The organism is Pseudomonas sp. GW456-E7, from assembly GCF_059424105.1.
In genome coordinates, this window is the sequence record NZ_JBWKZB010000003.1 from 58368 (window position 1) to 84336 (window position 25969).

The window sequence follows — 25969 nt, forward strand, 5'->3', positions numbered from 1 at the left end:
CATCGGATAGACAGAGAATCCCGATCCAGGCCACATCATCAGGTTGCCCATGCTCGAGACCACAGCACTGCCAGGGAATGCGCCGCTGTCACCGCCACTGGACACGCGATACCAGGTCGAAACGCCGGAGGGCGTCGACCTGCCACTGCGCCCGGCCGGGTTGATGGTTCGTGCGTTGGCGTTCGCCATCGATCTTGGATTGCGCGGCCTGGTCCTCGGTGTGCTGTTCATTGCGCTGGCGATGCTCGGCAAATTGGGCGCCGGGCTCGGGTCGATCCTGCTGTTCGGGGTGAGCTGGTGGTACATGGTGCTGTTCGAGGTGCTCAACCAGGGACGCTCGCCGGGCAAGCAATGGATGGGACTGCGGGTGGTGCACGACGACGGGACCCCGGTCGGCTGGTCCGCTTCGCTGCTGCGCAACCTGCTGCGCGTTGTCGACCTGTTGCCCTTCGGTTACTTCCTCGGGGCCATCAGTTGCCTGCAACACCCCCACTTCAAGCGCCTTGGCGATATCGCCGCCGGGACCCTGGTGATCTACCGCGAACACTCGCACACCCGCCCCGAACTCCCCGAAGCCCAGCCCCGCCGCACGGCATTTGCCCTGACGCTCAGCGAGCAACGGGCCATCCTCGGGTTTGCCGAACGCCAGGGCGAACTCTCCCGGGCACGGGCCGATGAACTGGCCGCCATTCTCGCCCAACCCTTGCAGGTCCCGGCCGCGCAGGCGGTGACCGAGCTCAACGGCATCGCCCGCGGCTTGTTGGGGCCGACATGAAGCAAAGCCTTTTCGAACGTCGGCACAAGGCCGAGTGGGAACGTTTCTGCGAGCTGCTCGAGCAATTGGAACGGGACGGCAAGGTCACCGACGCTGGCAGTTTCCCGAAGGATTACCGACGCCTGTGCCAACACCTGGCACTGGCACGGGAGCGTGGCTACAGCAGTTTTCTGATCGACTCGTTGCAGCAACAGGTGCTGCGCGGGCATCAACAGCTTTACCGTCACCGCAGTCGCCTGGGGGCCAATGCACTGGCTTTCATCCTCGCGGATTTCCCGCGCCTGGTACGCGAACAGTGGCGTTTCGTGCTCGCCGCCAGCCTGATGTTCTTTGTCAGCCTGGCCGGTTTCGCGCTGCTGGTGTACCTGTTCCCGGACCTGATCTACAACCTGATCCCCGCCGAACAGGTCAGCGAAATGCAAAGCATGTACGACCCCGTTGCCGGTCACCTCGGGCGCACGGCGGAACGGGCCGCCAGTGAAGACTGGGTGATGTTCGGTTACTACATCATGCACAACATCGGCATTGCCTTTCAGACCTTCGCCAGCGGCTTGCTGTTCGGCCTGGGCAGCGTGTTCTTCCTGATCTACAACGGCCTGATGATTGGTGCGGTGGCCGGGCACCTGACCTACGTCGGCTACGGGCAGACCTTCTGGTCATTCGTGATCGGCCATGGCGCTTTCGAACTCAGCGCCATCGCCCTGGCAGGCGCCGCCGGTCTGAAGCTGGGCTGGGCGTTGGTCGCCCCGGGGCGCCTGCCCCGTGCCGAGTCCTTGCGATTGGCGGCGCGCAAGAGCGTGCTGCTGATCTGCGGGGTCATGCTGTTTCTGTTGATCGCGGCGTTTATCGAAGCCTACTGGTCATCGATGACTCGCCCGTCGCCCCAGACCAAGTACCTGGTTGGCGCGGCGCTCTGGTTGCTGGTAGTGGTTTATCTCGTATGCGCCGGACGTCGCCGCCATGCGCCTGAATGACGCCAGCGTGGTCATTCGCCCGCGCTCGACCTGGGAAGCCATGGACCTCGGCGTGCTCCTGAGCCAGCGCCACCGACGCCTGCTGATGACCAGTTGGGCTTTGCTCACCTTGCCGGTGTTCGCGTTGCTCAGTTGGGGGCTCTGGGACTCGCCGTCTCTCGCCGTGTTGATTTTCTGGTGGCTGAAACCGGCATTCGACCGCTTGCCCTTGTATATCCTGTCCAAAGCCATGTTCGGCGAAACACCCACGCTCAAGCAGGCCCTGCGGCAATGGCCGCGGCTGCTCAAAGGGCAATTGCTCGCCAGCCTGACCTGGCGACGCCTGAGTCTGCAGCGCAGTTTCGTGATGCCGGTGGCGCAGCTCGAAGGCCTCGACGGACAACAGCGCCAGCAGCGTTTAGAGGTGCTGCTACAGCGGGACGCCGGCGCCGCACGCTGGCTGACGATCATCGGGGCGCACCTGGAAGGCGCGCTGTGGATCGGCTTGATGGTGCTGTTCTATCTGCTGCTGCCACAACAGGTCGCGCTCGACTGGAGCTGGCAGTCGCTGATCTCTGCGACCACCCAGGACTGGCGCTGGCTGGAACACCTGACCAACCTGTTTTATGCACTGGTGCTGGTGGTCTGGGAACCGATCTATGTCGCCTGCGGTTTCAGCCTTTATTTGAACCGGCGCACCGCGCTCGAGGCCTGGGATATCGAACTGGTGTTCCGCCGGATGCGCCAGCGTCTGATCAGTGCAAGCAGCGTGCTGTTGATCGCCGTGATGTTGCTGATGTCACCGACACACAGCCTGTGGGCCGCCGAACCGGCCATTTCACCCGAAAGCCCGCGCCTGCTGGACCAGCCCCTGAACACCCAGGTCGCCAGGGACAGCATCAAGACGATTCTTGAGCAGCCGCCCTTCAAGAACCGGGAAGCGGTGACACGCTATCGCTTCAGCGAAGACCCGCCGGGCGCTGAAGCGTCGGGCGACGGGCAGACACCGCAATGGTTGAAGTCCCTGTTGCAGCTGTTTGAAGGACAGAGCTTCAGAGCCTTGGCGAACCTGATTGAAATCGCGCTGTGGGGCATCGTCATCGGTGCTGTCGGCCTGTTGATCTGGCGCTATCGCGACTGGGTGCAGGCGTTCGTCAGCCGACGACCGACCCTCGGCGCCAAAGCCGTGCGCCCCTTGCCGCAGCAGGCGTTTGGCCTGGACCTCAAGCCCGAGTCCCTGCCCGCCGACATTGCCACCCGCGCCGAAAGCCTCTGGCAGAGCCATCCGCGCGAAGCCCTCGGCTTGCTCTATCGCGCCCTGCTCAGCCGCCTGTCACACGACTTCAACGTCGTGCTCGAGGCCGCCGACACTGAAGGGCAGGTGCTGCAGCGCATCGAGCGATTAGAGCAACCGGCCTTGCTGGCCTACAGCAAAAACCTGACCGGGCACTGGCAAGGCATGGCCTACGGTCACCGCCTGCCCCCCGAACAGGTGCGACAGGAACTGTGTGACGGCTGGCGCGTGTTGTTCGACCCGGAAGTACTCCATTGAGTCGGCGCCGGGGGACGATCGCCATTGCGTTGCTCGCCGTGCTGGTGGCGGCGCTGGGTGTTTATCTGTACCTCAAGGCGACCCCTTATCAGGTCGAAATCGACCACGGCCCTTCTCCCGAAGCCAGGGCCAACCCTTATCTGGCGGCGCAGCTGTTCCTGCGTCAGCACGGCCTGAGCGTCGATCACGCCAACAGCCTGGACATCCTGCCCAGCCTCGATCCGCATCGACACAGCCTGTTGTTGCTCGGGGACCGCTACAACATGACGCCACGGCAGATCGACCAGGTGATGAACTGGACCCGGGCCGGCGGGCGGCTGCTGTTCGTCGCCGAGTCGTTGTGGGATGAAAAACTCGGCCACAGCAATGACCTGCTGCTTGACCGGGTACAACTGCGCCAGTCCTTGAGCAAAGACCTCAAGGAGCCGCCACCGGATGTCGGTGACGATCCTTACCCACAACTGACCAAGCTCTATCTGGAAGACGAAGACGCCCCGGCCTATGCCGGTTTCGATACCGCCTTCCATCTCGAGGACCCGAAAAACCTCGCCCAGGCCTGGGCCAACAGCGCCAGGGCGACGCACATGATGCAACTCGATTACGGACTCGGCTCGATCATCGTGGTCACCGATGCCGACCTGTGGAAAACTCCAGCCATCGAACAGTACGACAACGCCTGGCTGCTCTGGTACCTGACCGCCGACACCCGCGTGACGCTGATCTTCAACACCGATCACGACAGCCTGCCGACCTTGCTGCTGCGTGACTTCCCCCAGGCGCTGGTCGCGTTGTTCGCCTTGATCGTCCTGGGTTTCTGGCACTTTGGCGTGCGTCAGGGGCCGTTGCTGGAGCCGGCACCGAAAGCACGCCGGCAACTGCAGGAGCACCTGCGCGCCAGTGCCGACTTTCTGTTGCGCCGCAACGGTCAAGCCGGCCTCCTGCAAGCCTTGCAGCAAGACATTCTGCGGCGTGTACGGCGTCGCCACCCCGGCTTTGAACAACTCCCCGTCGCCGAACAATGGTTGGTGCTCGCACGCCTGACCGGCCAACCGACACGCGCTATCAGCCAGGCCATGAGCCCGCGTCCGAACCAACGGCTTTCCAGCGTTGAATTCAGCCGTCAGGTCGCCCACCTGCAATCCCTGAGGAACGCCTTATGAGCTGACACCTTGCAAGCGTTGGATTCCCATTGTCTTGGAAGACAGCCCCTGACGGGCTTACGAAGTTATGGCGATTCAGTCTTGGTCCGTGGGAAATCAGTGCTCGCCATTACTCTTTCGTGAACATACGCCTCAAATTGTTCGGCTGGCAGTGGCGGGGAAAACAGGAATCCCTGGTAGGTCTGGCAGCCATGCTTGACCAGAAAGGTGCGCTGAGCTTCTGTCTCCACACCTTCTGCAATCACCGAAAGCCCCAATATCTGGCTCAGGCTCACAATCGCGCAGGCGATGGCGGCGTCGTTGGAATCAACCAGCACATCTCTGATGAAGGACTGGTCGATCTTGAGTTGATCCAGCGGAAGGCTCTTCAGGTATGACAGTGACGAGTAGCCGGTTCCGAAATCATCCAGCGAAAGGCCTATGCCGATCTCTTTCAACTCGATCATTTTGGCGACTGTACCTTCCATATCCTCGATCAGCAGGCCTTCGGTCAGCTCCAGTTTCAATTTCTTCGGATCGGCCCCCGTGAGTCTCAGTACTTGCAGTACCTCCTCGACGAAGTCCGGATGGTGAAACTGACGGGCGCTGACATTCACAGCCATACCCAGTCGGGCGGTTTCCGAATGCTTTGCCCAGGCAACCAGCTGAGTGCAGGCAGCCTGCAGCGCCCAACGGCCTAACGGCAGAATCAACCCCGTTTCCTCTGCCAATGGAATGAACTCGCCTGGAAACACGACTCCGCGCTCAGGGTTCTGCCATCTCATCAGTGCCTCTGCGCCAATGATACGGCCCTCACTATTCACTTGCGGCTGGTAATGAAGAAGGAATTCGTTGTCCTGCAAGCCTTGGCGCAAGTCTACTTCCAGCCTGGCGCGTGCCGTGGCAACCGCCTGCATTTCCGGATCGAAGAAGCGCATGGTATTGCGGCCCGCCGCCTTGGCGCGATACATCGCCAGGTCAGCGCGCTTCATAATATCGTCCACTGTGCTCAGCTGCCCCTGGAACAGCGCAATGCCGAGGCTGGGGGTGCTGTGGTGCTCATATCCATCCAACTGGTAGGAAATGTTCAGAGAGTTGAGAATCTTCTCGCCAATAGCCTTGGCCTGGATAGCTGCTTCTCGAGGATTCTCATTAAGGCCATCCAGCAGGACGACGAATTCGTCTCCGCCCAGGCGAGCCACGGTGTCGCTCTCACGTATGCAGCCGCAAAGGCGCAGAGCCACTTGCTGCAGCAACATGTCGCCTCTGTCATGCCCCAGCGTGTCGTTCAGTGCCTTGAAGTTATCCAGGTCAATCAGAATTATCGCGTACGTATGCAGGCTACGGGAGCTGCCCGCCAGCAGATGCTGTAACCGGTCCAACATGAGCCGCCTGTTGGCCAGCCCGGTCAACTGATCGTAGAAGGCCAAACGCTGGACCTCTTGCTCAGCGGTCTTACGGTGAGTGATGTCAGTATTGATCGACAGAATGGATTGCGGCTGACCATCATCGTCTCGCACCAGGGTTCGATGACTTTCGAGCGTGATAGTGCAGCCATCCCGGCGTCGAAGTGTCACTTCGTCCGCCCAGTCACCCGTTTCTATCAGGCTGTTAGTGGCCACATTGAAAGCGGCGCTACCCTGGTAGATCAACTCCTGTGCCGATTTGCCGAGTGCCTCTTCCTTTGACAGGCCGTAGAGACGCTCGGCACTTTTGTTCCAATACAGGATGCGGTTATCCATCCCGTGAACGACAATGGCGTCCTGGGCCTTGTCCAGCAGCGATGCTTGCTGGCGGGCCTGCTTCTCGCTTTCGCGCAGCACGGCCAGATAACCTTCCCTTTCAGCTGCTTGCGACTCCATTTCGCGCCTGATCTTGCCCCCGTAGATCATGGCCGCACTGACCATCAACAGCACGAACACCATGATCGCGTATTCGACCCGGCGCAGTTCTTCGACCGACTCAAGCTCCTCCTCCAGGAGCTTGCTTTGAATCAGGCCAACGCGATCCCGCACGGTACTGAGTGAGGCGAGCAACAGGGAAAACTTCCTGTCCATCGTTGCCATGCGTTTACCGGCATTATCCGACTGCCCCTCCCTGAAGTAGGAAAAGATCAGCAAGGCCTCGTTCACCATTTCGACCATCGCGGCATCAACTGCACCCACCTCATCCTTCAATGCAAGGGTAAAGGCTTGGATATCTGCACTGTGTTCAGCCTCATGGGCGATCCGTACCTCCAACTGTTTTTTGGCCATTGCCAAATGCTCGTTGAAGGCGCGCAAGGCTTCATTCATGTTCCGCGATTCGGCTTCAACATTATGTGTATCGAACACATTATTGCCCGGCGCATTGACTGTGGAAGCCAGGCTGCCCAGCGTTGAATAGCTCGACAGCTGTTGTACCCACGACTGGTTTGCCTTGATGGAGCGGTGATAGGTATCGACGATCAGGTGATTCAATAGCACGCTTAGCACAACAACCAGCACGTCGAATCCCGCAAGAAAAAAGTACATGCGGTGCCATTTGGTCGAGCGCGGCTTATTTGAGCTGGTGGGTATGGCTTGCTTTGCGGTGCTTTTATTCCTGAAAGAATCCATTTCCACAATCTCCAAACATAATCCTTCTAAACTGACCAATAGAAGCGGTATTCGGAAACCACCCTGCGCCTGCAAGTGCGGGGTTTACTCCATGTCTTCCCGAGTGTTGTTGCGGATTTGCGCCCCAGAACTGGATGCTTCACGCAGAATAATCGGGTGACATAGGGCACGTTGCGAGTCATTTCCGCGCAGCCTGCCGGACTGCCTGATCAGTTTCGACAACAGACAAAGCATAGCCACTAATTTGCAATTATTCTGTTCGCCGACTGCTCCAGTTCGGTAGCAGCCCTTGATGATCGGCAGCTTTCGGGCCAGAAGCTGACCTTCGATCGAGGCGGTAATGTCGGCAGTTGCACTACAGGCCGAACGGCGGGTCATTCAAATGAGATCGCGTGCCCTCTGACCGTCTTGGACTAACCTCCACCTCTGACGAATGCTCAAATGTGGGGTTGCCATGGGATTGCAATGAGGCAGATTGGCAGTCACTCACTCGTTCCACGCATAAAAAAATACGTGAACAACGTTGGATTAGGTAAGTGACTGATTTATGGAAGATAAAACCAATGCAACAGTTTGTAAGGCTCCGGAACCAATGAATGAACCGATCGAGCCCGATGCTGCGAGCCATGCCGCTCAGCAGCGTCAGCGTGCCGGCCATCTGGCCCAGGCCGTACGCAAAGAATTGCAAAAAGCCGTGATTGGCCAGGCCAGCGTGATTGACGACGTGCTGACCGCGCTGATCGCTGGCGGCCATGTATTGCTCGAAGGCGTGCCGGGGCTGGGCAAGACCCTGTTGGTACGCGCCCTCGCCCGTTGCTTCGGCGGTGAGTTCGCGCGCATCCAGTTCACCCCGGACCTGATGCCCAGCGACGTCACCGGGCACGCGGTGTATGACATGCAGACCGAGCAATTCAAACTGCGCAAGGGGCCGCTATTCACCAACCTGCTACTGGCCGACGAGATCAACCGCGCCCCGGCGAAAACCCAGGCGGCGCTGCTCGAGGCCATGCAGGAACGGCAAGTCACCCTCGAAGGCCAGCCATTGCCGATCGCGCAACCCTTCATGGTGCTCGCCACGCAGAACCCGATCGAACAGGAAGGCACTTACCCACTGCCGGAAGCCGAACTGGATCGCTTCATGCTCAAGGTGCGCATGGATTACCCGGACGCCGAGCAAGAGCTGGACATGGTCCGTCAGGTCAGCCGCTCGACCCGGGCCGACATGCTCGATGTCCAGCCGATGCGCACCTTGTTGCAGGCCCGGGATGTGCTGGCCCTGCAACGCATCGCCAGCGACCTGGCGCTGGACGATCAGGTGCTCGATTACGCCGTGCGCCTGGCCCGCTCCACCCGCAGTTGGCCCGGCCTGATCCTCGGCGCCGGCCCGCGCGCGTCCATCGCGCTGGTGCGGTGTGCCCGGGCCCGTGCGCTGCTGCGCGGCGGGGAGTTCGTGATTCCGGATGACATCAAGGGTTGCGCCCTGGCTGTGTTGCGTCATCGTGTGCGCATCGCGCCGGAACTGGACATCGAGGGGCTGGATGTCGATCAGGTGCTCCGGCAGATGCTCGACCAAGTACCGGCGCCGCGGCAGTGAAACCGTGCTGATACGAAAAGATCGCAGCCTTCGGCAGCTCCTGCAGGCGTACACGATCGATGTAGGAGCTTTCGCAGGCTGCGATCTTTCAGGTGCCCAATCATGAAACCCTCGCGCCTGCTATTGATCTGGTTAACCTCGCTACTGGCCATCGGCATCGTGCTCGGCAGTCTGCAGGCACTGGAGCTGGCGATGCCGGCGAGCGTCACGCAGATCAATTGGGGACTGCTCCTGGCATTGCTGGTCCTGGCCCTGCTCGATGCTTTTCGGCTGAAGCGACGACCCTCGCCCCGGCTGAGCCGTGAGATACCCGGCAGTCTGGCCCTCGGTCGCTGGAGCGATGTGCAACTGATCCTTGAGCACGACTTTTCACAACCGCTGAGCGTACAGATCTTCGACCATGTACCGTCGGGCCTGGACTTCGAACACCTGCCGCTGACCGTCCAATTGCAACCGGGCCAGCACAGCCGAATCGACTACCGGCTACGTCCGCTCAAACGCGGGCACTTCAGCTTTGAGCACTGCGAAATCAACCTGCCGAGCCCATTGGGTTTGTGGTCCGACAAACGCATTCTCGATGTCGCGGACAACACCCGCGTCTATCCCGACTTCTCCCGCCTCTATGGCGGCCAGTTACTGGCTGTGGATAACTGGCTCAGCCAGCTCGGCGTACGTCAACGCCAGCGTCGAGGCCTGGGTCTGGAGTTTCATCAGCTACGGGAATTTCGCGAAGGCGACAGCCTGCGTCAGATCGACTGGAAAGCCACCGCCCGCCAGCGCTCGCCCATTGCCCGGGAGTATCAGGACGAACGCGACCAGCAGATCATCTTCATGCTCGATTGCGGCCGGCACATGCGCAGCCAGGACGGCGAGCTGTCGCACTTCGACCATGCACTCAATGCCTGCTTGCTACTCAGCTACGTCGCGCTACGCCAGGGCGACGCGGTGGGCCTGAGCACCTTTGCCAGCGAGCAGCCGCGCTACCTCGCCCCGGTTAAGGGCACCAGTCATCTCAACACACTGCTCAATCGCGTCTATGACTTGAACAGCAGCCAACGCAGCGCCGACTACCAGGCCGCCGTAACGCAACTGCTGGCACGGCAAAAACGCCGGGCACTGGTGGTGCTGGTGACCAACTTGCGCGAAGAGGACGACGATGAATTGCTACCGGCGGTCAAGCGCCTGAGCCAGCAGCACCAGGTGCTGGTCGCGAGCCTGCGCGAGGACGTGCTCGACACCCTGCGTCAGTCACCGGTACAGACCTTGCCCGAGGCGCTGGCCTATTGCGGGACCGTGGACTACCTCAATGCACGCGCCGAACTCCATGATCGCTTGAACGCTCATGGAGTGCTGGTGATGGATGCGTTACCCGGCGAGTTGGGGGCGGCGTTGGTGACGCGGTATCTGGGCTGGAAAAGAGCTTGAGCCTGAGTGATTTCAAGCCGAAGCCGGCAACGACTGAAAACTGAAGTACTGCTTCAATGCCTTCACCAATTGCCCATACTCCGGCGGTGCCCGTTGCAGGCTGAAACCGGCGTCGTAATGTTGGGGGGTCGCGTCTTCGTGGCACCATAGGCAACAGGCCTGCAGGTCGATGATCCGCTGGCCGCCTTCGGTCGCTGGAATTTTGAGGCGCAGGTTGAAGTCCGCGCCGATCATCATCGGCAGGTGGCTGATCAGCATCAGGCCGTCTTCGGAGACATTGCCCAGGTAGCCGATGGGTTTGCCGGTGATACCGTTGAACACTTTCAAGAAATACGGCAGTTGATGCCGCTCGATTCGGCGGTCGGTGAACATGTGCGTTTTCGCTATGCAAGGCTCTTAAGCAGAGCCGCACTAATGCTTCGGAACGGGTGCGTATTGAATAGTGGCCCGCTCTCCCCGTTCCCGGTGCGCCAATCCTTACGGCGCTGAGTCCTGCTAATGCCGGTCACAGGTGTTGCCCCGGTTCAGAGGCAAGGCTCTAAAACCGGTTCCTTGGACTATAGCTCACCACCACCGGGGAGCCAGCGATGGAGTGCTCGCCTGCCATCAGAACTGCGTCGGTTTTACCGCCGCGGCACTGCGCAGCGGGTAGTGGCCCAGGCTCTGCAAGGTTTCCAGGCGGGCGCGGGCGCGGTAGGCGTATTCGCTTTGCGGATAGGAGGCAATAATGAACTGGTAGGTCTGGGCCGCGTCGATAAACATCTTCTGCCGCTCCAGGCACTGGCCGCGCATCATCGACACTTCCGGCCACACGTAAGGCCGCGCGCGGCTGTCGCGTTCGACCTTGGACAGTTCGAGCATCACCTGCTCGCAATTGCCCCGGTCATAGGCGCTGTAGGCATTGTTCAAGTGATGGTTCATTGCCCAACGGGTGCAGCCCGTGGCACTGAGGGCGCCGACGGCAAGGGCAGCAATGAGTACGAATCGCATGGGGATCTCCTGTCTTGAACGCTGTATCGACCCGTGGGCGGAAATCTTCAGGCTGCCTGGCGCAAAGTTGTCAGGTTCAATAAAGAAAGAAAAAAGTAGTGCATACGAACAATGACTACACCTTCGGAGCATAGTAGCCTCACTCAGCGCTTGAACTCAGGAGTCTTTGCATGTCCGTCCGTCGTACCAAAATCGTCGCCACCCTTGGCCCGGCCAGTAACTCGCCGGAAGTTCTCGAACAGCTGATTCTGGCTGGCCTGGACGTCGCCCGCCTGAACTTCTCCCACGGCACTCCCGACGAGCACAAGGCTCGCGCGAAGCTGGTGCGTGACCTCGCGGCCAAGCACGGCCGCTTCGTCGCCCTGCTGGGTGACCTGCAAGGCCCGAAAATCCGTATCGCCAAATTCGCCAACAAGAAGATCGAGCTGAAGATCGGTGATCAATTCACCTTCTCCACCAGCCATCCCCTGACCGAAGGCAACCAGCAAGTGGTCGGCATCGACTACCCGGACCTGGTCAAGGACTGCGGCGTGGGCGACGAGCTGCTGCTCGACGACGGTCGCGTGGTGATGCGCGTCGATACCGCCACGGCTACCGAACTGAACTGCACCGTGACCATCGGCGGCCCGCTGTCCGACCACAAAGGCATCAACCGTCGCGGTGGCGGCCTGACCGCTCCGGCCCTGACTGAAAAAGACAAGGCCGACATCAAGCTCGCTGCGGAAATGGAAGTCGACTACCTCGCGGTGTCCTTCCCGCGTGACGCCGCCGACATGGAATACGCCCGTCAACTGCGCGACGAAGCCGGCGGCACTGCCTGGCTGGTGGCGAAGATCGAACGCGCCGAAGCCGTGGCCGACGACGAAACCCTCGACGGCCTGATCAAGGCGTCCGACGCGGTGATGGTTGCCCGTGGTGACCTGGGTGTGGAAATCGGCGACGCCGAGCTGGTGGGCATCCAGAAGAAGATCATTCTGCACGCACGCCGCCACAACAAGGCGGTGATCGTCGCGACCCAGATGATGGAGTCGATGATCCAGAACCCGATGCCGACCCGCGCCGAAGTGTCCGACGTGGCCAACGCCGTGCTCGACTATACCGACGCCGTGATGCTCTCGGCCGAAAGTGCCGCCGGCCTGTACCCGCTGGAAGCCGTTCAGGCCATGGCGCGTATTTGTGTCGGTGCCGAAAAGCACCCGACCAGCAAGACCTCCAGCCACCGCATCGGCAAGGAGTTCGAGCGCTGCGACGAGAGCATTGCGCTGGCGACCATGTACACCGCCAACCACTTCCCGGGCGTGAAGGCGATCATCGCCCTGACCGAAAGTGGCTACACCCCGCTGATCATGTCGCGCATCCGTTCCTCGGTGCCGATCTACGCGTTCACCCCGCACCGCGAAGCCCAGGCTCGCGCGGCGATGTTCCGTGGCGTGTACACCATCCCGTTCGACCCCGCTTCGCTGGCGCCGAACGAAGTCAGCCAGAAGGCGATCGACGAGCTGGTCAAGCGCGGCGTAGTACAGAAAGGCGATTGGGTCATCCTGACCAAGGGCGACAGCTACCACACCACCGGCGGCACCAACGGCATGAAGATCCTGCACGTTGGCGACCCGATGGTCTGAGTGACTAACCGCTGAAAACAAAAGCCCCGGTATGTGAGTACCGGGGCTTTTTGTTGTCTGCTAACACTCATTGCATGGGCCCACAACTGTCAAACCTGACAGTTGTGCTCACTCCCTTGGACGACTCTAATCAAACCTCGTCCGGTCATTAATCTCCAGACTTTTATGTTTTCGCCTATTGAGCAATGAGCTGACGACTTCGCTGCATCTTCTCATTTAGACGAGTTCTGAAAAATGACTACTCTAGAAAATCCTCTCGCTGGAACGCTTGACCCCACCTTTAATGTTACTGGCATGTTAACCATCGACTATGGAGATCCTGAAATGGGAGGCATCTATATTCGACAGATTAAGGCCAAGGAAGAGGGACCGAATACAGGAATCTATTTTGCCGGGCTCTCCCGCCACTTTTTTAACGGCATCTCTATTGCTGTGGGCCGACTGCACTTTGACGGCACGCCTGACACATCCTTTGGACCGACAGCAAACGGTTTGGTCCAAGTCAAATTTCCGAAGGGCATTGACGCAAATGTCAGGTCTTTTGCCATTCAGTCTGATGGCAAAATACTCATTGAAGCGATTGGCACAGCGCAGCCCATGTCCTGTTTCGCTCGGTTCAAACCCGATGGGTCACTTGATTCGGATTTCGGCAAGGATGGCTTTGCAATCATACCGCTACAGGGTAATGGCAAAAAAAACCTGCCGCCTCCGGAGGATTCGGACACCGACCCCCGCCACAGCGCCGGCGGCCTGATGGGTCTGGAGTTATTGCCGGATGGAAAAATACTGGCGTGCCACTTTCACGGTGTAATCCTGCGTCTAACCAAAGACGGTGAACTGGACAAGAGTTTCAACGGAACAGGATTCCTCGAGGTCGTTCACCCTGACTACCCCACAAATGCAGCGTCGCTCAATGGAATTCTGAGGCGTGACGATGGAAACTATGTGGCAGCAGGCACTCTTAAGGGCGATCAAAACGACGCGATGTTTGTGTGCTGTGACACTAACGGGACCCTCGACACGTCATTTGGCTCAAATAAAAACGGTTTTGTCGTAATCAAAGGAACTCCGGAACCCCGGGGGCTAGGCATCGAGCGTCTGGCCAAACAAACCAATAAGCGGATACTCGGTATCGGTGCCGATTATGCGAATCCATATGAATCAGGGCTATTGATCAGCCTCGAATCCGATGGCAAGCCCAACATCGAGTTCAACCAGGGCAAACCTCTTTACACGCGTCTGGCTGACGAAAAGATGCGAACCCTTTGGTGGGGGGGCGACTCTGACTCTGAAAATGACAAGGTGGTGGTCGCGGGCGGGCTGGGTAGCTCCGCCTTTAATGACAATCTGATTGTCGTTGCGCGTTTCAACGCCAACGGAGAAATGGACACAACCTTTGGTAAAGAGCAAGGCTGGGTAAAAACGCGTTTACCAACGGAAGGAGGAGGCTATGCAACCAACATGACCTTGCAGAAGGACGGAAAAATCCTAGTTTGCGCTATACCGAGCACTGTAAACGGCATCGAACGCAAGGACCCGACGATCTTGCGCTATTTGTCCTAGTGTGTGGCAATGCCCCCCAGATGCACCATTGAGTCTGCAGCTGAAATATAAAAGCCCCGCCATGTGAATGGCGGGGCTTTTTCATACCTGGGATATAGAGCAAAAAAATATAAAAACCTGTCAGATTTGACAGTAGACAGCTTTTTCTACTCCTTACTTAATACAGTTGAACTTTAGTAAAACAAGATGATGACCAGTCTGCAACCTGCAGACATTTAATCAACTTGCTGACACTCAACAGCTTTTAACTAAAGGAATAGAAGAAATGAATACAAGTTCGTCACTCAAACCCGGTGCGTTCGACCCAACTTTTGGGCCAAATCACGATGGCGAGCTATTTCTGACTTATAGCGATTACGTGACAACGACCGGCCGATTGGTTTCGCAAGCCCCCAATGGGAAGATCTATATCGGAGGAACCAGCTGGACGCGTGAAAGCCCTTTACCTGAACATTTCAGTCTGACGCGAGTTTTAAGCGACGGCACACTCGATTCCGGGTTCGGTATTGCCGGTACTGCTCACATAAAACTCAAAATTCCTGATATCGAATCCTTGGGGACGACACCTATTCAACTGTTCTACATAACCCATGAAGGAGAGGACAAACTCCTCATCTCCGTAGGGAGGTACACCATGGGAGTCAATGCGCCCACAATGGCGGAGGCGTTGATCCGATTGAACGACAAGGGAGAGTTGGACAAGAACTTCGGCACCGATGGAATCCTGCTCATCCCCCGTCCTTTCAAAATCGAGGATTTTCAGCACTCAGCATTGGACGTGCTGCAGGTCGGCAGCTCTGCTTCCAGTCGTGCAGTGCATGCAACGGACGGCAAGATTTACATTATTTCCACAGGCAGTGATCCGGACTTTGGATTTGTAGGTGTCGTGATGTGTTTCGACTACGACGGAGTTCCTGACCATTCATTTAACAACTCCGGTTACGCATCGCTTTCCGAAGTACTCCGTGTCCGTAGCTCGTTCAACGACATCGTAGTGCATAATGGAAAAATCACCGTATGTGGCTGGGCTGGCAATAGCGCGGTACTGGCCAGACTCAATATCGATGGTAGTTTTGACAAAACTTTTGCGGAAGCCGGTTACAAGCTGTTGGACGGAGAAAGTTTTCAATTTACTTCCCTTGCAGTGCTAGCTGATGAACGAACCATCGCCACAGGTTTTGGTTTCACTCCACGTAAAGGTTTAATAGCCGCTTATACGGCCAGCGGTCTGATTGACCGGAGCTTTCACCAGGGCGCGCCCATTTACGAAAACTTTGATGCGTCCGATAACGTCATGTTTTTTGGGGTGGGTTCTCAAGACGAAAAGATCATTGTGTCAGGAAGATACATCATTGGTCAGACCCCGCACTTTGTTACCGCGCGATACCTCGGTAATGGCTGTCGTGATACGACTTTTGGGGATGAGGGCTGGGTTATTCACGAGTCCGATTTCGATCGAGCTCTCGCTCATGGGATGAATTTACAATCGGACGGAAAAATACTGGTAATCGGTAATGATTATGACGGTGTTTATAGCAGAACTGTCATCGTCAATCGGCTGCTGAACGGGGCCTGAAATTACGTCTTTTCATAAGGCAACCCGAGCAGTTGCCTTTAATTTACCTACTGAGAAACCCCGCCAACGCCGCCATCGCTTCCGGCGAACGTAGACGCTGGGTGAACAACACGCCCTCTTCTTCTATCACCTTGCGCAACACTTCCCGGTCCGGCGCTTTCATCAATTGTTTGCTGATGCGCACTGCCTCTTTTGGCAGCGATTCAAAGCGCATCGCCATCTCCTTCGCCTTGGCCAACGCCTCTTCGCCACTGCCCAAGGCCTCGGACGCAATCCCCCACGCCGCCGCTTGTTCACCATTGAAACCTTCACCCAACAGCAACAACTCCGCCGCTTTAGCCTGCCCGAGCAAGCGCGGCAGGATCAGGCTGGAACCAAACTCAGGGCACAAGCCGAGATTGACGAACGGCATGCGCAGGCGCGCATCGCGACTGACGTAGACCAGATCGCAATGCAGCAACATCGTCGTGCCGATGCCCACCGCCGCCCCGGCCACGGCGGCGATCACCGGTTTGCGGCATTCGAGCAGGTTGAGCATGAACTGGAACACCGGGCTGTCGAGGCTGGTCGGCGGTTGCTGGATGAAATCGGCGATGTCGTTGCCGGCGGTGAAGCATTCGGCAGAGCCGCTGATCAGTACGGCATTGATCCCGGGGTCGCTGTCGGCCTGTTTCAACGCCTCGGCCAGTTGGCTGTACATGGCGCGAGTCAGGGCGTTTTTCTTGTCAGGGCGATTCAGGCGCAGGGTCAACAGGCCGCGTTCGCGTTCAACTTGGATGGCTTCGGTCATGGCAGGTCTCAGCGGTGCGAGGTCAGAAGATTTCATTGTGGCGAGCGAGCTTGCTCGCGCCGGGCTGCGCAGCGGCCCAAAAAACCTGTGAGCGCTGCGCACTCAAGCGCGAGCAAGCTCGCTCGCCACAACAGCGGATTCAGCGCTCAACCACGGGGCAGGAACACATCGGCCAGCAGTTGATTGCGCGGCAATCCCGCCAGGTACAGGCGCCGGGCAAAGGCATCGACACTGTCGGGGGCTCCGCAGAGTAAGGCCAGGGTTTGCCGGGAAACAAGCCGCAGTTGCGCCAAAGCCGCTGGCAACTCGGCCGGGGTCCAGAATTCGACACTCAGGTTCGGACGGCTGGCGACCATGGCCTGCAGAGGCTTGGCCAGGTAGTGCTCATCGGCATCATGGGCCAGGTGGATGACACGGATGGCGCCCTGGTGATCCTGGCGCAGCGCTTCGCGCAACACACCAAACAGTGGCCCCAATCCGGTGCCGGCCGCCAGCAACCACAATGGCCGGTTATGCCAGTCCGGATCGTAATGCAAGGCACCGCCGCGCAATTCACCGAGACGAATCGGATCGCCGATGCGCAATTGCCGGGCGGCATCGCTGAATTCCCCGGGCTTGCGGCAATCGAGATGAAACTCCAGAAAACGGTCTTCCTGCGGCAGGCTGGCGAGGGAATACGGCCGCGCCACGTTGCCCGCCCACAACACCAGATGCTGGCCGGCGCTGTAACGCAACGGTCGCTGCGCGATCACCCGCAAGCGCAACACCGTGGTGCTCAGCCAATCGACGGCGGCGACCTCGGCCGGTTGACCATCGACCTGCGGGTCGAAAGCATGCACCTGCAAGTCCTCGACTACCTGGCACTGGCACGCCAGGCGCCAACCCTGTTCTCGCTGCTGCGCACTCAGGGCATCGGGGCGGCTGTCGCTCGGCAGGCCCCGCACACATTGCACCAGGCACGCATGGCAACTGCCGGCACGGCAACTGTAAGGCACCGGCACGCCGCTCTGATTCAGCGCATCGAGCAGATTGCTGCCCGCCGCTACCGACCAGTGGCGCTCGCCAACCCGCAGTTCAGGCATCGACGTTCTCCCACGCCGCCGCGCATCGGTTGCGCCCGTCACGCTTGGCACGATAGAGCGCCTGATCGGCCCGTTGCAGCGCGTCATCGAGGTCGCAGCCCAGTTCCAGCAGGGTCATGCCGGCGGACAGGCTGAGATTGCGCACATTCAGACCGATCAACTCGACATCGGTGAAGGCGATGCGCAGCCGTTCGCAGCACGAAGTCAGACTGTCGGCATCGCAGTCGGGCAGCAGCACCACGAACTCTTCGCCGCCGTAGCGGGCCAGTACATCGCTGTCGCGCAGGCACGCGGTGGCAACGCCGGCAAAGGCTTGCAGCACCTGATCGCCGGCGGCATGCCCGTGCAGATCGTTGATGCGTTTGAAATGATCGAGGTCGATCAGCGCCAGGCCATGTACGACACCGGCTTCCATGGCGTTCAACTCGCGGGAAGCCAGGCGCAGGAAATGCCGGCGATTGAACAGGCCCGTGAGCTCATCGGTGGCCACCAGGTCTTCGAGCTGGCGCATCATCCCGCGCAAGGTGTCCTGGTGCGCCTGCAAGGCAAAACGCCGCTGACGCATACGTTGTCGTGAAGCCTGGACGTAGCGGGCATACAACACCAGCCACACCAGCACGATGAACAGCACGCACACCTGCAACACCGCCATGGCCGGGTCGGGCAACTGGAAGTGGTAGCCCTCCCACAGGGTGATCGCGCTAAAGCTGAAGAACACCAGCAATGCGCATCGCACAAAGGACCGACGTGACAGATGGAACAGGCCGAATAGCAGGATAAGAACGTAAAACACCAGGAATGCACCCCGGGCTTCGTCCAGATGGGCGATCAGCCAGGTTTGCCAGCCAAGCCCCAACAACACTTGCGCCTCGGTCAGGCTGGGGTCGGCGAAACGCAGGTTGCAGCCGCTGTAGAACACCGCGAACAGGATGGCCTGGCTGGTCACCACCAGTGCGCTGCCGATGGCGACACTGGCCAGCGGCGCGTCGTAGTGACCGGTAAAAAACGCCAGCCACAGCAACAGCAATGCCAGGGAATAGGTGCCGGCCGCGAGGGCGAAACGTTTGAGCAACAGGCGCTGGATGGCGTTATGGGTCAATCGTTGACTCACCAAATGAAAGGAGACTGACAGAGCGTCCTACTCTACAGACCGTATGTCACTTTAGTGGCGTGGCCGATAAATGACCATTCAATTTTCGGGATGACCCGATTCCCCTGTAGGAGCTGCCGAAGGCTGCGATCTTTTGATCTTGATCTTAAAAGATCGCAGCCTTCGGCAGCTCCTACAGGGACCGGGTACGACAATGAGACCAAGGTTTGACCACCGGCGGGTGTTTACGGAACCGAGGCGCGGTATACTGCCGCGCCTTTTTAGCGTCGCGCCAGCATGCCCGGCGTGCCTTGAAAGGTGCTTGCAACCGACCGATGCACCCAAGCTGCAAGCACCTTATTGAATGTTCCCGTCTTTTAGAGGAGCGCGACTCATGACCGTGATCAAGCAAGACGACCTGATTCAGAGCGTTGCCGACGCCCTGCAGTTCATTTCCTACTACCACCCCGTGGATTTCATCCAGGCGATGCACGAAGCCTACCTGCGCGAAGAATCGCCAGCGGCCCGTGACTCCATGGCGCAGATCCTGATCAACTCGCGCATGTGCGCCACCGGCCACCGCCCGATCTGCCAGGACACCGGCATCGTCACCGTGTTTGTCCGTGTCGGCATGGACGTGCGCTGGGATGGCGCCACCATGGGCCTGGACGACATGATCAACGAAGGCGTGCGTCGCGCCTACAACCTGCCGGAAAACGTCCTGCGTGCTTCGATCCTCGCCGACCCGGCGGGCGCTCGCAAAAACACCAAGGACAACACCCCGGCCGTCATCCACTACTCCATCGTTCCGGGTAACACCGTGGAAGTGGACGTGGCGGCCAAGGGCGGTGGTTCCGAGAACAAGTCGAAGATGGCCATGCTCAACCCGTCCGACTCGATCGTCGACTGGGTGCTCAAGACCGTCCCGGAAATGGGCGCCGGCTGGTGCCCACCGGGCATGCTCGGCATCGGCATCGGCGGTACCGCCGAGAAAGCCGCCGTCATGGCCAAGGAAGTGTTGATGGAATCCATCGACATTCACGAGCTGAAAGCTCGCGGCCCGCAGAACCGCATCGAAGAAATGCGCCTGGAGCTGTTCGAGAAGGTCAACCAGCTGGGCATCGGCGCCCAGGGCCTCGGTGGCCTGACCACCGTGCTCGACGTGAAGATCATGGACTACCCGACCCACGCCGCCTCGCTGCCGGTGTGCATGATCCCGAACTGCGCCGCCACCCGTCACGCGCACTTCGTGCTCGACGGCTCCGGCCCGGCCTCGCTGGAAGCGCCTCCACTGGACGCCTACCCGGAAATCGTCTGGGAAGCCGGCCCGTCGGCCCGTCGCGTCAACCTCGACACCCTGACCCCGGAAGACGTACAGAGCTGGAAGCCGGGCGAAACCGTCCTGCTCAACGGCAAGATGCTCACCGGTCGCGACGCTGCGCACAAGCGCATGGTCGAGATGCTGAACAAGGGCGAAACCCTGCCGGTGGACCTCAAGGGTCGCTTCATCTACTACGTCGGCCCGGTCGATCCGGTCGGTGACGAAGTGGTTGGCCCGGCAGGCCCTACCACCGCCACGCGGATGGACAAGTTCACCCGTCAGATCCTCGAGCAGACTGGCCTGCTGGGCATGATCGGCAAATCCGAGCGCGGCCCGACCGCGATCGAAGCGATCAAGGACAGCAAGGCCGTGTACCTGATGGCCGTCGGCGGCGCCGCTTACCTGGTCGCCCAGGCGATCAAGAAGTCCAAGGTGTTGGCGTTTGCCGAACTGGGCATGGAAGCGATCTACGAGTTCGAGGTCAAGGACATGCCGGTGACCGTAGCGGTCGACAGCAAGGGTGAGTCCGTACACATCACAGGTCCTGCCATCTGGCAGAAAAAGATCAGTGAAAGCCTGGCGGTAGAAGTGCAATAAACGGCACCCGGCTCCGCTGAAAAAACCGGTTTGTCGGCAACGACAGACCGGTTTTTTTTTCGGCCGGATAACGGTACTCCGGCGAGAGAAGAGCGCCCTTCGCATGCTATGGTGCCTTCCCCCATTCTGGCCTGTTGTTCACTGCATGCTGACGACCTCCCGCCCCCTGCGCCTGGCGCTCTACACCCTGTTGATCATCGCCGGTGCCGCCATCGCCGCGACCCTGGCCATGCGCCACACCGTGCGCCAATCGATGGTCGAAGACGCCGCACGCGCCAATCAGCAACTGGCGCTCTATGCCACCTCGCTGCATACCCTGATCGAACGTTACCGCGCCCTGCCCGCCGTGCTGGCGCTGGACCCGGAGTTGCGCTCGGCGCTCAAGGGAGCGGTAAGCCCCGGGCAGCAGGATGCGTTGAACCGCAAACTGGAAAAAATCAACGGCGCCGCCGACTCCTCGACCCTGGAATTGCTCGATCGCACCGGCCTCGCCGTGGCGGCGAGCAACTGGCGTTTGCCCAGCAGTTATGTCGGCCATAACTACGGATTCCGTCCCTATTTCAACCAGACCCGCACCCAAGGCACCGGGCGTTTTTACGCGGTAGGCGTGACCAGCGGGATTCCCGGCTACTTCCTCTCCAGCGCGGTCAGCGATGACGACGGCCAATTCCTCGGCGCCATGGTGGTGAAACTGGAGTTTCCCGAACTGGAACGCGAGTGGCGCCAGGGCAGCGACACGCTGTTGGTCAGCGACGCGCGCGGGATCATCTTCATCGCCAACCAGCCGGGCTGGCGCTATCGTCTGCTCAAGCCGCTGAGCGACAGCGATCACGCCGAACTCAAGGCCACCCGCCAGTACGACAAGCAGCCCCTGACGCCACTGGAGTTTCAATCGTTGCGGCGTTTCGACGACAACAGTGACCTGACTCGGGTCGATGGCCCGGACGGCAAGGCGGATTACCTGTGGGAATCCCTGCCGCTGAGCGCCGAAGGCTGGACCCTGCATCTGCTGCGGCGTCCGCAAGTCGCCTTCGAAGACAGCCGCAATGCCGCCCTCGCTGCGGCCGGCTTGTGGCTGACCCTGGTGTTCCTGCTGCTGTTTCTCAATCAGCGCTGGCGCCTGGCCAAGCTGCGCCAGCGCAGTCGTGAAGAACTCGAACAACTGGTGGAAGAGCGCACCCGCGACCTGCGCACCGCCCAGGAAGGCCTGGTGCAGTCGGCCAAACTCGCGGCGCTGGGGCAGATGTCCGCCGCCCTGGCACACGAGATCAACCAGCCGCTCACCGCCCAGCGCATGCAGCTGGCGACCTTGCGCCTGCTGCTCGACCACGGCCGGGTCGACGACGCCTACAAGGCGCTCAAACCGGTGGATGAAATGCTCACGCGCATGGCGGCCCTCACCGGCCACCTGAAAACCTTCGCCCGCAAAAGCCCCAGCGGTTTGCGCGAACGCCTGGACCTGGCGGCGGTGGTGGACCAGTCGCTGCAACTGCTCGACACCCGGCTGCGCGACGAACAGGTCAGCACCGTGTTGCACCTGACCCGCCCGGCCTGGGTGCGCGGCGATGCGATTCGCCTGGAACAGGTGCTGATCAACCTGCTGCGCAACGCCCTCGATGCGATGCAGGACAAACCCTGCAAACGCCTGGAGATCCGCCTCGAAGCCGACGAACAATTGTGGCGCCTGAGCGTGATCGACAACGGTGGCGGTATCGCCGAAGAGAACCTGCCCAAAGTCTTCGATCCGTTCTTCACCACCAAACCGGTGGGCGATGGCCTGGGGATCGGTTTGGCCGTATCGTTTGCCATCATCCACGAATCCGGCGGGCGCCTGACTGCCGACAATCATGACAAAGGTGCCGTGTTTACCGTGACCTTGCCCATCGACCAGGAGGTGCATGAAGCATGCTGAACTCAGTGATGGTGGTCGACGACGAAAGCAGCATCCGCAGTGCCGTCGAGCAATGGTTGAGCCTGTCGGGTTTCGAGGTGCAGTTGTTCAGCCGCGCCGATGAATGCCTGGCGCAATTGCCCAGGCACTTTGCCGGGGTGATTCTCAGCGATGTGCGCATGCCCGGCATGACCGGCCTGGAACTGTTGGCCGAGGTGCAACGCCGGGACGCCGATTTGCCGGTGATCCTGTTGACCGGCCATGGCGACGTACCGATGGCCGTCGAGGCCATGCGCGACGGCGCCTACGATTTCCTCGAAAAGCCCTTCAGCCCGGAAACCCTGCTCGGCAGCCTGCGCCGCGCCCTCGACAAGCGCCGGCTGGTGCTGGAAAACCGCGCGCTGCACGAGCAGGCGGACAACCGCGCCAAACTCGATGCCACGCTGCTCGGCGTGTCCCGGGGCCTGCAAACCCTGCGCCAGCAGGTGCTGGACCTGGCAACCCTGCCGGTGAACGTGCTGATTCGCGGGGAAACCGGTAGCGGCAAGGAACTGGTCGCACGCTGCCTGCATGACTTCGGGCCGCGAGCCGACAAGCCCTTTGTCGCACTCAATTGCGCGGCCATCCCCGAGCAGCTGTTCGAGGCCGAACTGTTCGGTCACGAGAGCGGTGCGTTCACCGGGGCGTCCGGCAAGCGCATCGGCAAACTCGAATACGCCGACGGCGGCACGCTGTTTCTCGATGAAATCGAAAGCATGCCGCTGGCGCAACAGGTGAAATTGCTGCGGGTGTTGCAAGAGCAAAAGCTTGAGCGACTGGGTTCGAACCAGAGCATTCGCGTGGATTTGCGCATCATTGCCGCGACCAAACCGGACCTGCTCGACGAAGCGCGGGCCGGACGTTTTCGCGAAGACCTGGCCTATCGCTTGAACGTCGCAGAACTTCGCCTGCCGCCCTTGCGCGAGCGCCGTGAAGACATCCCGTTGCTGTTCGAATCCTTCGCGCAAAACGCTGCCGAACGGCTGGGACGTAAATTTCCACCGCTGAGCGGTGCGCAGTTGAGTCACCTGCTGAGTCACGACTGGCCGGGCAATGTGCGCGAACTGGCGAACGTCGCCGAGCGTCAGGTGTTGGGGCTTGGCGAGCCTGTACCGGCAGGGATCGAGCCCGGTCAGTCACTGGCGGCGCAGCAGGAAGCCTTTGAAGCACAGTGCCTGCGCGCGGCGTTGACCCGGCACAAGGGCGATGTGAAAGCGGTGCTCGAAGAACTGCAACTGCCACGCCGGACCTTCAATGAAAAGATGCAGCGGCATGGGTTGAGCCGGGAGATGTTCCTGTAGCGTCTGAACAGGCCCTTTCGCGAGCAGGCTCGCTCCCACATTGGTGTTGCGTACACCGATCCCTTGTGGGAGCGAGCCTGCTCGCGAAGAGGCCGGCACAAACACAGCAACTCTTGCGGGCAGATGAGCAACTTTCCGCTCACCACCACCCGCAGATAAGCGGATTTCCGCTCACCAAAACACCACCACCCCTCTAAACCGGCCCTCTCCCCCTTGGCACAGCTCCTGCTATAGCCCCTGCAGGCTGCGTTTAACCGCGCTCCACAAAAACAATTAAATGAAGGATCCTTCAATGGATAACTCCAACTCCCTGCCGCTTGGGTCGGCTGCCGTGCCGGCCAAAGAAAGAACTACGTCCAGCCGCATCAAATCGATCTTCAGCGGTTCCGTCGGCAACATGGTCGAGTGGTACGACTGGTACGTCTACGCCGCCTTCTCCCTGTACTTCGCCAAGACATTCTTCCCCAAAGGCGACACCACCGCCCAACTGCTCAACACCGCCGCGATCTTCGCCGTGGGCTTCCTGATGCGTCCGATCGGTGGTTGGCTGATGGGGCTGTATGCCGACAAGGTCGGGCGCAAAAAGGCCCTGATGGCCTCGGTGTACCTGATGTGCTTCGGTTCGCTGCTGATCGCCCTGAGCCCGAGTTATGAAGTCATCGGCATCGGTGCGCCGATCCTGCTGGTGTTCGCGCGCTTGCTGCAAGGCCTGTCGGTGGGTGGCGAATACGGCACCTCCGCCACTTACCTCAGCGAGATGGCGACCAAGGAACGTCGCGGCTTCTACTCCAGCTTCCAGTACGTGACCCTGATCTCCGGCCAGCTCATCGCCCTGGCGGTGTTGATCGTGCTGCAACAACTGCTGACCACCGAAGAGCTGTACGCCTGGGGCTGGCGCATCCCGTTCGCCATTGGCGCGCTGTGTGCCGTGGTGGCGTTGTACCTGCGTCGCGGCATGGAAGAGACCGAGTCCTTCACCAAGAAAGAAAAAGCCAAGGAAAGCGCGATGCGCACCTTGATGCGTCACCCCAAGGAACTGATGACCGTGGTCGGCCTGACCATGGGCGGTACCCTGGCGTTCTACACCTACACCACCTACATGCAGAAATACCTGGTGAACACTGTCGGCATGAGCATTTCCGACTCCACCACCATTTCCGCCGCCACGCTGTTCCTGTTCATGTGCCTGCAACCGATCGTCGGCGGGCTCTCGGATAAAATCGGACGCCGGCCGATCCTGATTGCCTTCGGCATCCTGGGCACCCTGTTCACCGTGCCGATCCTCACCACCCTGCACACCATCACGACCTGGTGGGGCGCGTTCTTCCTGATCATGGCGGCGCTGATCATCGTCAGCGGCTACACCTCGATCAACGCCGTGGTGAAAGCCGAACTGTTCCCGACCGAAATCCGCGCCCTGGGCGTGGGCCTGCCGTACGCACTGACCGTCTCGATCTTCGGCGGCACCGCTGAATACATCGCGCTGTGGTTCAAGAGCATCGGCATGGAAACGGGTTACTACTGGTACGTGACCGCCTGTATTGCCGTGTCGTTGCTGGTGTACATCACCATGAAAGACACCCGCAAACATTCGCGGATCGTCACCGACTGATCGCCGACCGGCGCTCACTGCAACGGTGAGCGCCAGGCCCTTCGCGAACGGGTTCGCGAAGGGCACCATTCGTCTCCCCCTCCACCCGGATAATCATCGGTTAATGCACCGGCAGCAGCCTGCAGCTGAGTGCATCCAGATCGACAGGACGCACGTATATCCGTTACAGGCCTCGAAGGAGTGCCTGAACGTACCCATAGCGAACGTACCTGGAGTACCTGTCATGAAAACCCGATTGATCCTTGCCCTGACCCTTTCCGTGCTGGCTGCCAATGCCTTTGCAGCCGACGGCTACGACAAGACCGGTTCGGCCTCCTACGGCTCTGGCACCAGCGCGGCCATCGAACGCAGCCACTCTGACGCCTATGCCTCTGACGGTTTCGACAAAACCGGCAGCGCAGAAGCTATCGGCTGAATGTGGAGGGAAATTCACAGCCCGGCTTCGGCCGGGCCTGGTCAA

The 25969-nt window shown here is 60.0% G+C and carries 21 protein-coding genes; 14 read left to right on the top strand and 7 right to left on the bottom strand.

Annotated features, from left to right (window positions below; all coding sequences use genetic code 11):
- Nucleotides 1-49: 49 nt before the first annotated feature.
- The 4 genes from AC07YV_RS03145 to AC07YV_RS03160 are packed head-to-tail and all read left to right on the top strand — an operon-like array spanning nt 50 to nt 4440.
- On the top strand, nt 50-775 hold the full coding sequence (locus tag AC07YV_RS03145) for an RDD family protein (RefSeq protein WP_102698394.1): 726 nt from the start codon (nt 50-52) through the stop codon (nt 773-775).
- Nucleotides 772-1749: a stage II sporulation protein M gene (locus tag AC07YV_RS03150; RefSeq protein WP_102698395.1), complete on the top strand. Its 978-nt coding sequence runs from the start codon at nt 772-774 to the stop codon at nt 1747-1749. The genes AC07YV_RS03145 and AC07YV_RS03150 overlap by 4 nt, the downstream gene beginning before the upstream one ends.
- Nucleotides 1736-3280: a DUF4129 domain-containing protein gene (locus tag AC07YV_RS03155; RefSeq protein ID WP_102698396.1), complete on the top strand. Its 1545-nt coding sequence runs from the start codon at nt 1736-1738 to the stop codon at nt 3278-3280. The genes AC07YV_RS03150 and AC07YV_RS03155 overlap by 14 nt, the downstream gene beginning before the upstream one ends.
- The gene (locus tag AC07YV_RS03160; protein ID WP_102698397.1) at nt 3277-4440 is read left to right on the top strand and encodes a DUF4350 domain-containing protein; all 1164 of its coding nucleotides are present in this window, start codon (nt 3277-3279) and stop codon (nt 4438-4440) included. The genes AC07YV_RS03155 and AC07YV_RS03160 overlap by 4 nt, the downstream gene beginning before the upstream one ends.
- A gap of 65 nt (nt 4441-4505) precedes the next feature.
- On the opposite strand, the gene AC07YV_RS03165 is transcribed toward AC07YV_RS03160, so the two are convergent.
- Together AC07YV_RS03165 and AC07YV_RS03170 are read right to left on the bottom strand one after the other, a co-directional pair.
- Nucleotides 4506-7016, bottom strand: a complete 2511-nt coding sequence (locus AC07YV_RS03165; RefSeq protein WP_102698532.1) for a putative bifunctional diguanylate cyclase/phosphodiesterase — start codon at nt 7014-7016, stop codon at nt 4506-4508.
- Between the two features lie 84 nt (nt 7017-7100).
- Nucleotides 7101-7394 (bottom strand): hypothetical protein, encoded by a 294-nt coding sequence (locus tag AC07YV_RS03170; RefSeq protein WP_146025332.1) that lies wholly within the window; start codon nt 7392-7394, stop codon nt 7101-7103.
- A 214-nt stretch (nt 7395-7608) separates the two neighbouring features.
- Between AC07YV_RS03170 and AC07YV_RS03175 the strand changes: the two genes are divergently transcribed.
- The gene (locus AC07YV_RS03175; protein WP_102698398.1) at nt 7609-8610 is read left to right on the top strand and encodes an AAA family ATPase; all 1002 of its coding nucleotides are present in this window, start codon (nt 7609-7611) and stop codon (nt 8608-8610) included.
- 102 nt (nt 8611-8712) lie between these two features.
- The gene (locus tag AC07YV_RS03180; protein ID WP_102698399.1) at nt 8713-10035 is read left to right on the top strand and encodes a DUF58 domain-containing protein; all 1323 of its coding nucleotides are present in this window, start codon (nt 8713-8715) and stop codon (nt 10033-10035) included.
- Nucleotides 10036-10047: 12 nt separating this feature from the next.
- Here AC07YV_RS03180 and AC07YV_RS03185 read toward each other — a convergent pair whose 3' ends face one another.
- Both AC07YV_RS03185 and AC07YV_RS03190 read right to left on the bottom strand, forming a co-directional pair.
- Complete coding sequence (locus tag AC07YV_RS03185; protein WP_102698400.1) at nt 10048-10407, bottom strand: PilZ domain-containing protein; 360 nt, start codon at nt 10405-10407, stop codon at nt 10048-10050.
- 234 nt (nt 10408-10641) lie between these two features.
- Nucleotides 10642-11025, bottom strand: coding sequence for a tetratricopeptide repeat protein (locus tag AC07YV_RS03190; RefSeq protein WP_102698401.1), 384 nt, complete (start codon nt 11023-11025; stop codon nt 10642-10644).
- A gap of 170 nt (nt 11026-11195) precedes the next feature.
- Here AC07YV_RS03190 and pyk point away from each other — a divergent pair, with 170 nt between their 5' ends.
- The 3 genes from pyk (at nt 11196) to AC07YV_RS03205 (ending at nt 15786) form a co-directional block, all read left to right on the top strand.
- Nucleotides 11196-12647: a pyruvate kinase gene (gene pyk / locus AC07YV_RS03195; RefSeq protein ID WP_008052494.1), complete on the top strand. Its 1452-nt coding sequence runs from the start codon at nt 11196-11198 to the stop codon at nt 12645-12647.
- Between the two features lie 234 nt (nt 12648-12881).
- The gene (locus tag AC07YV_RS03200; RefSeq protein ID WP_102698402.1) at nt 12882-14210 is read left to right on the top strand and encodes an NHL repeat-containing protein; all 1329 of its coding nucleotides are present in this window, start codon (nt 12882-12884) and stop codon (nt 14208-14210) included.
- Nucleotides 14211-14475: 265 nt separating this feature from the next.
- Nucleotides 14476-15786 carry a hypothetical protein gene (locus AC07YV_RS03205; protein ID WP_102698403.1) on the top strand — a complete coding sequence of 437 codons (1311 nt, stop codon included), beginning with the start codon at nt 14476-14478 and terminating at the stop codon, nt 15784-15786.
- Between the two features lie 43 nt (nt 15787-15829).
- On the opposite strand, the gene AC07YV_RS03210 is transcribed toward AC07YV_RS03205, so the two are convergent.
- The 3 genes from AC07YV_RS03210 to AC07YV_RS03220 form a co-directional block, all read right to left on the bottom strand.
- Nucleotides 15830-16576, bottom strand: a complete 747-nt coding sequence (locus AC07YV_RS03210) for an enoyl-CoA hydratase-related protein (protein WP_102698404.1) — start codon at nt 16574-16576, stop codon at nt 15830-15832.
- Between the two features lie 146 nt (nt 16577-16722).
- Nucleotides 16723-17658: an iron-sulfur-binding ferredoxin reductase gene (locus tag AC07YV_RS03215; protein WP_102698405.1), complete on the bottom strand. Its 936-nt coding sequence runs from the start codon at nt 17656-17658 to the stop codon at nt 16723-16725.
- Nucleotides 17651-18757: a GGDEF domain-containing protein gene (locus tag AC07YV_RS03220; RefSeq protein WP_102698406.1), complete on the bottom strand. Its 1107-nt coding sequence runs from the start codon at nt 18755-18757 to the stop codon at nt 17651-17653. The genes AC07YV_RS03215 and AC07YV_RS03220 overlap by 8 nt, the downstream gene beginning before the upstream one ends.
- Before the next feature lie 385 nt (nt 18758-19142).
- Here AC07YV_RS03220 and AC07YV_RS03225 point away from each other — a divergent pair, with 385 nt between their 5' ends.
- The 5 genes from AC07YV_RS03225 to AC07YV_RS03245 all read left to right on the top strand — a co-directional run bounded on the left by AC07YV_RS03225 (nt 19143) and on the right by AC07YV_RS03245 (nt 25924).
- Nucleotides 19143-20666: a fumarate hydratase gene (locus tag AC07YV_RS03225; protein ID WP_007993671.1), complete on the top strand. Its 1524-nt coding sequence runs from the start codon at nt 19143-19145 to the stop codon at nt 20664-20666.
- 145 nt (nt 20667-20811) lie between these two features.
- Nucleotides 20812-22578 carry a sensor histidine kinase gene (locus AC07YV_RS03230; RefSeq protein ID WP_102698407.1) on the top strand — a complete coding sequence of 589 codons (1767 nt, stop codon included), beginning with the start codon at nt 20812-20814 and terminating at the stop codon, nt 22576-22578.
- Complete coding sequence (locus AC07YV_RS03235) at nt 22572-23897, top strand: sigma-54-dependent transcriptional regulator (RefSeq protein WP_102698408.1); 1326 nt, start codon at nt 22572-22574, stop codon at nt 23895-23897. The genes AC07YV_RS03230 and AC07YV_RS03235 overlap by 7 nt, the downstream gene beginning before the upstream one ends.
- A 292-nt stretch (nt 23898-24189) precedes the next feature.
- On the top strand, nt 24190-25509 hold the full coding sequence (locus tag AC07YV_RS03240) for an MFS transporter (RefSeq protein ID WP_007978480.1): 1320 nt from the start codon (nt 24190-24192) through the stop codon (nt 25507-25509).
- A gap of 223 nt (nt 25510-25732) precedes the next feature.
- On the top strand, nt 25733-25924 hold the full coding sequence (locus AC07YV_RS03245; protein ID WP_007978482.1) for a hypothetical protein: 192 nt from the start codon (nt 25733-25735) through the stop codon (nt 25922-25924).
- Nucleotides 25925-25969: the final 45 nt, after the last annotated feature.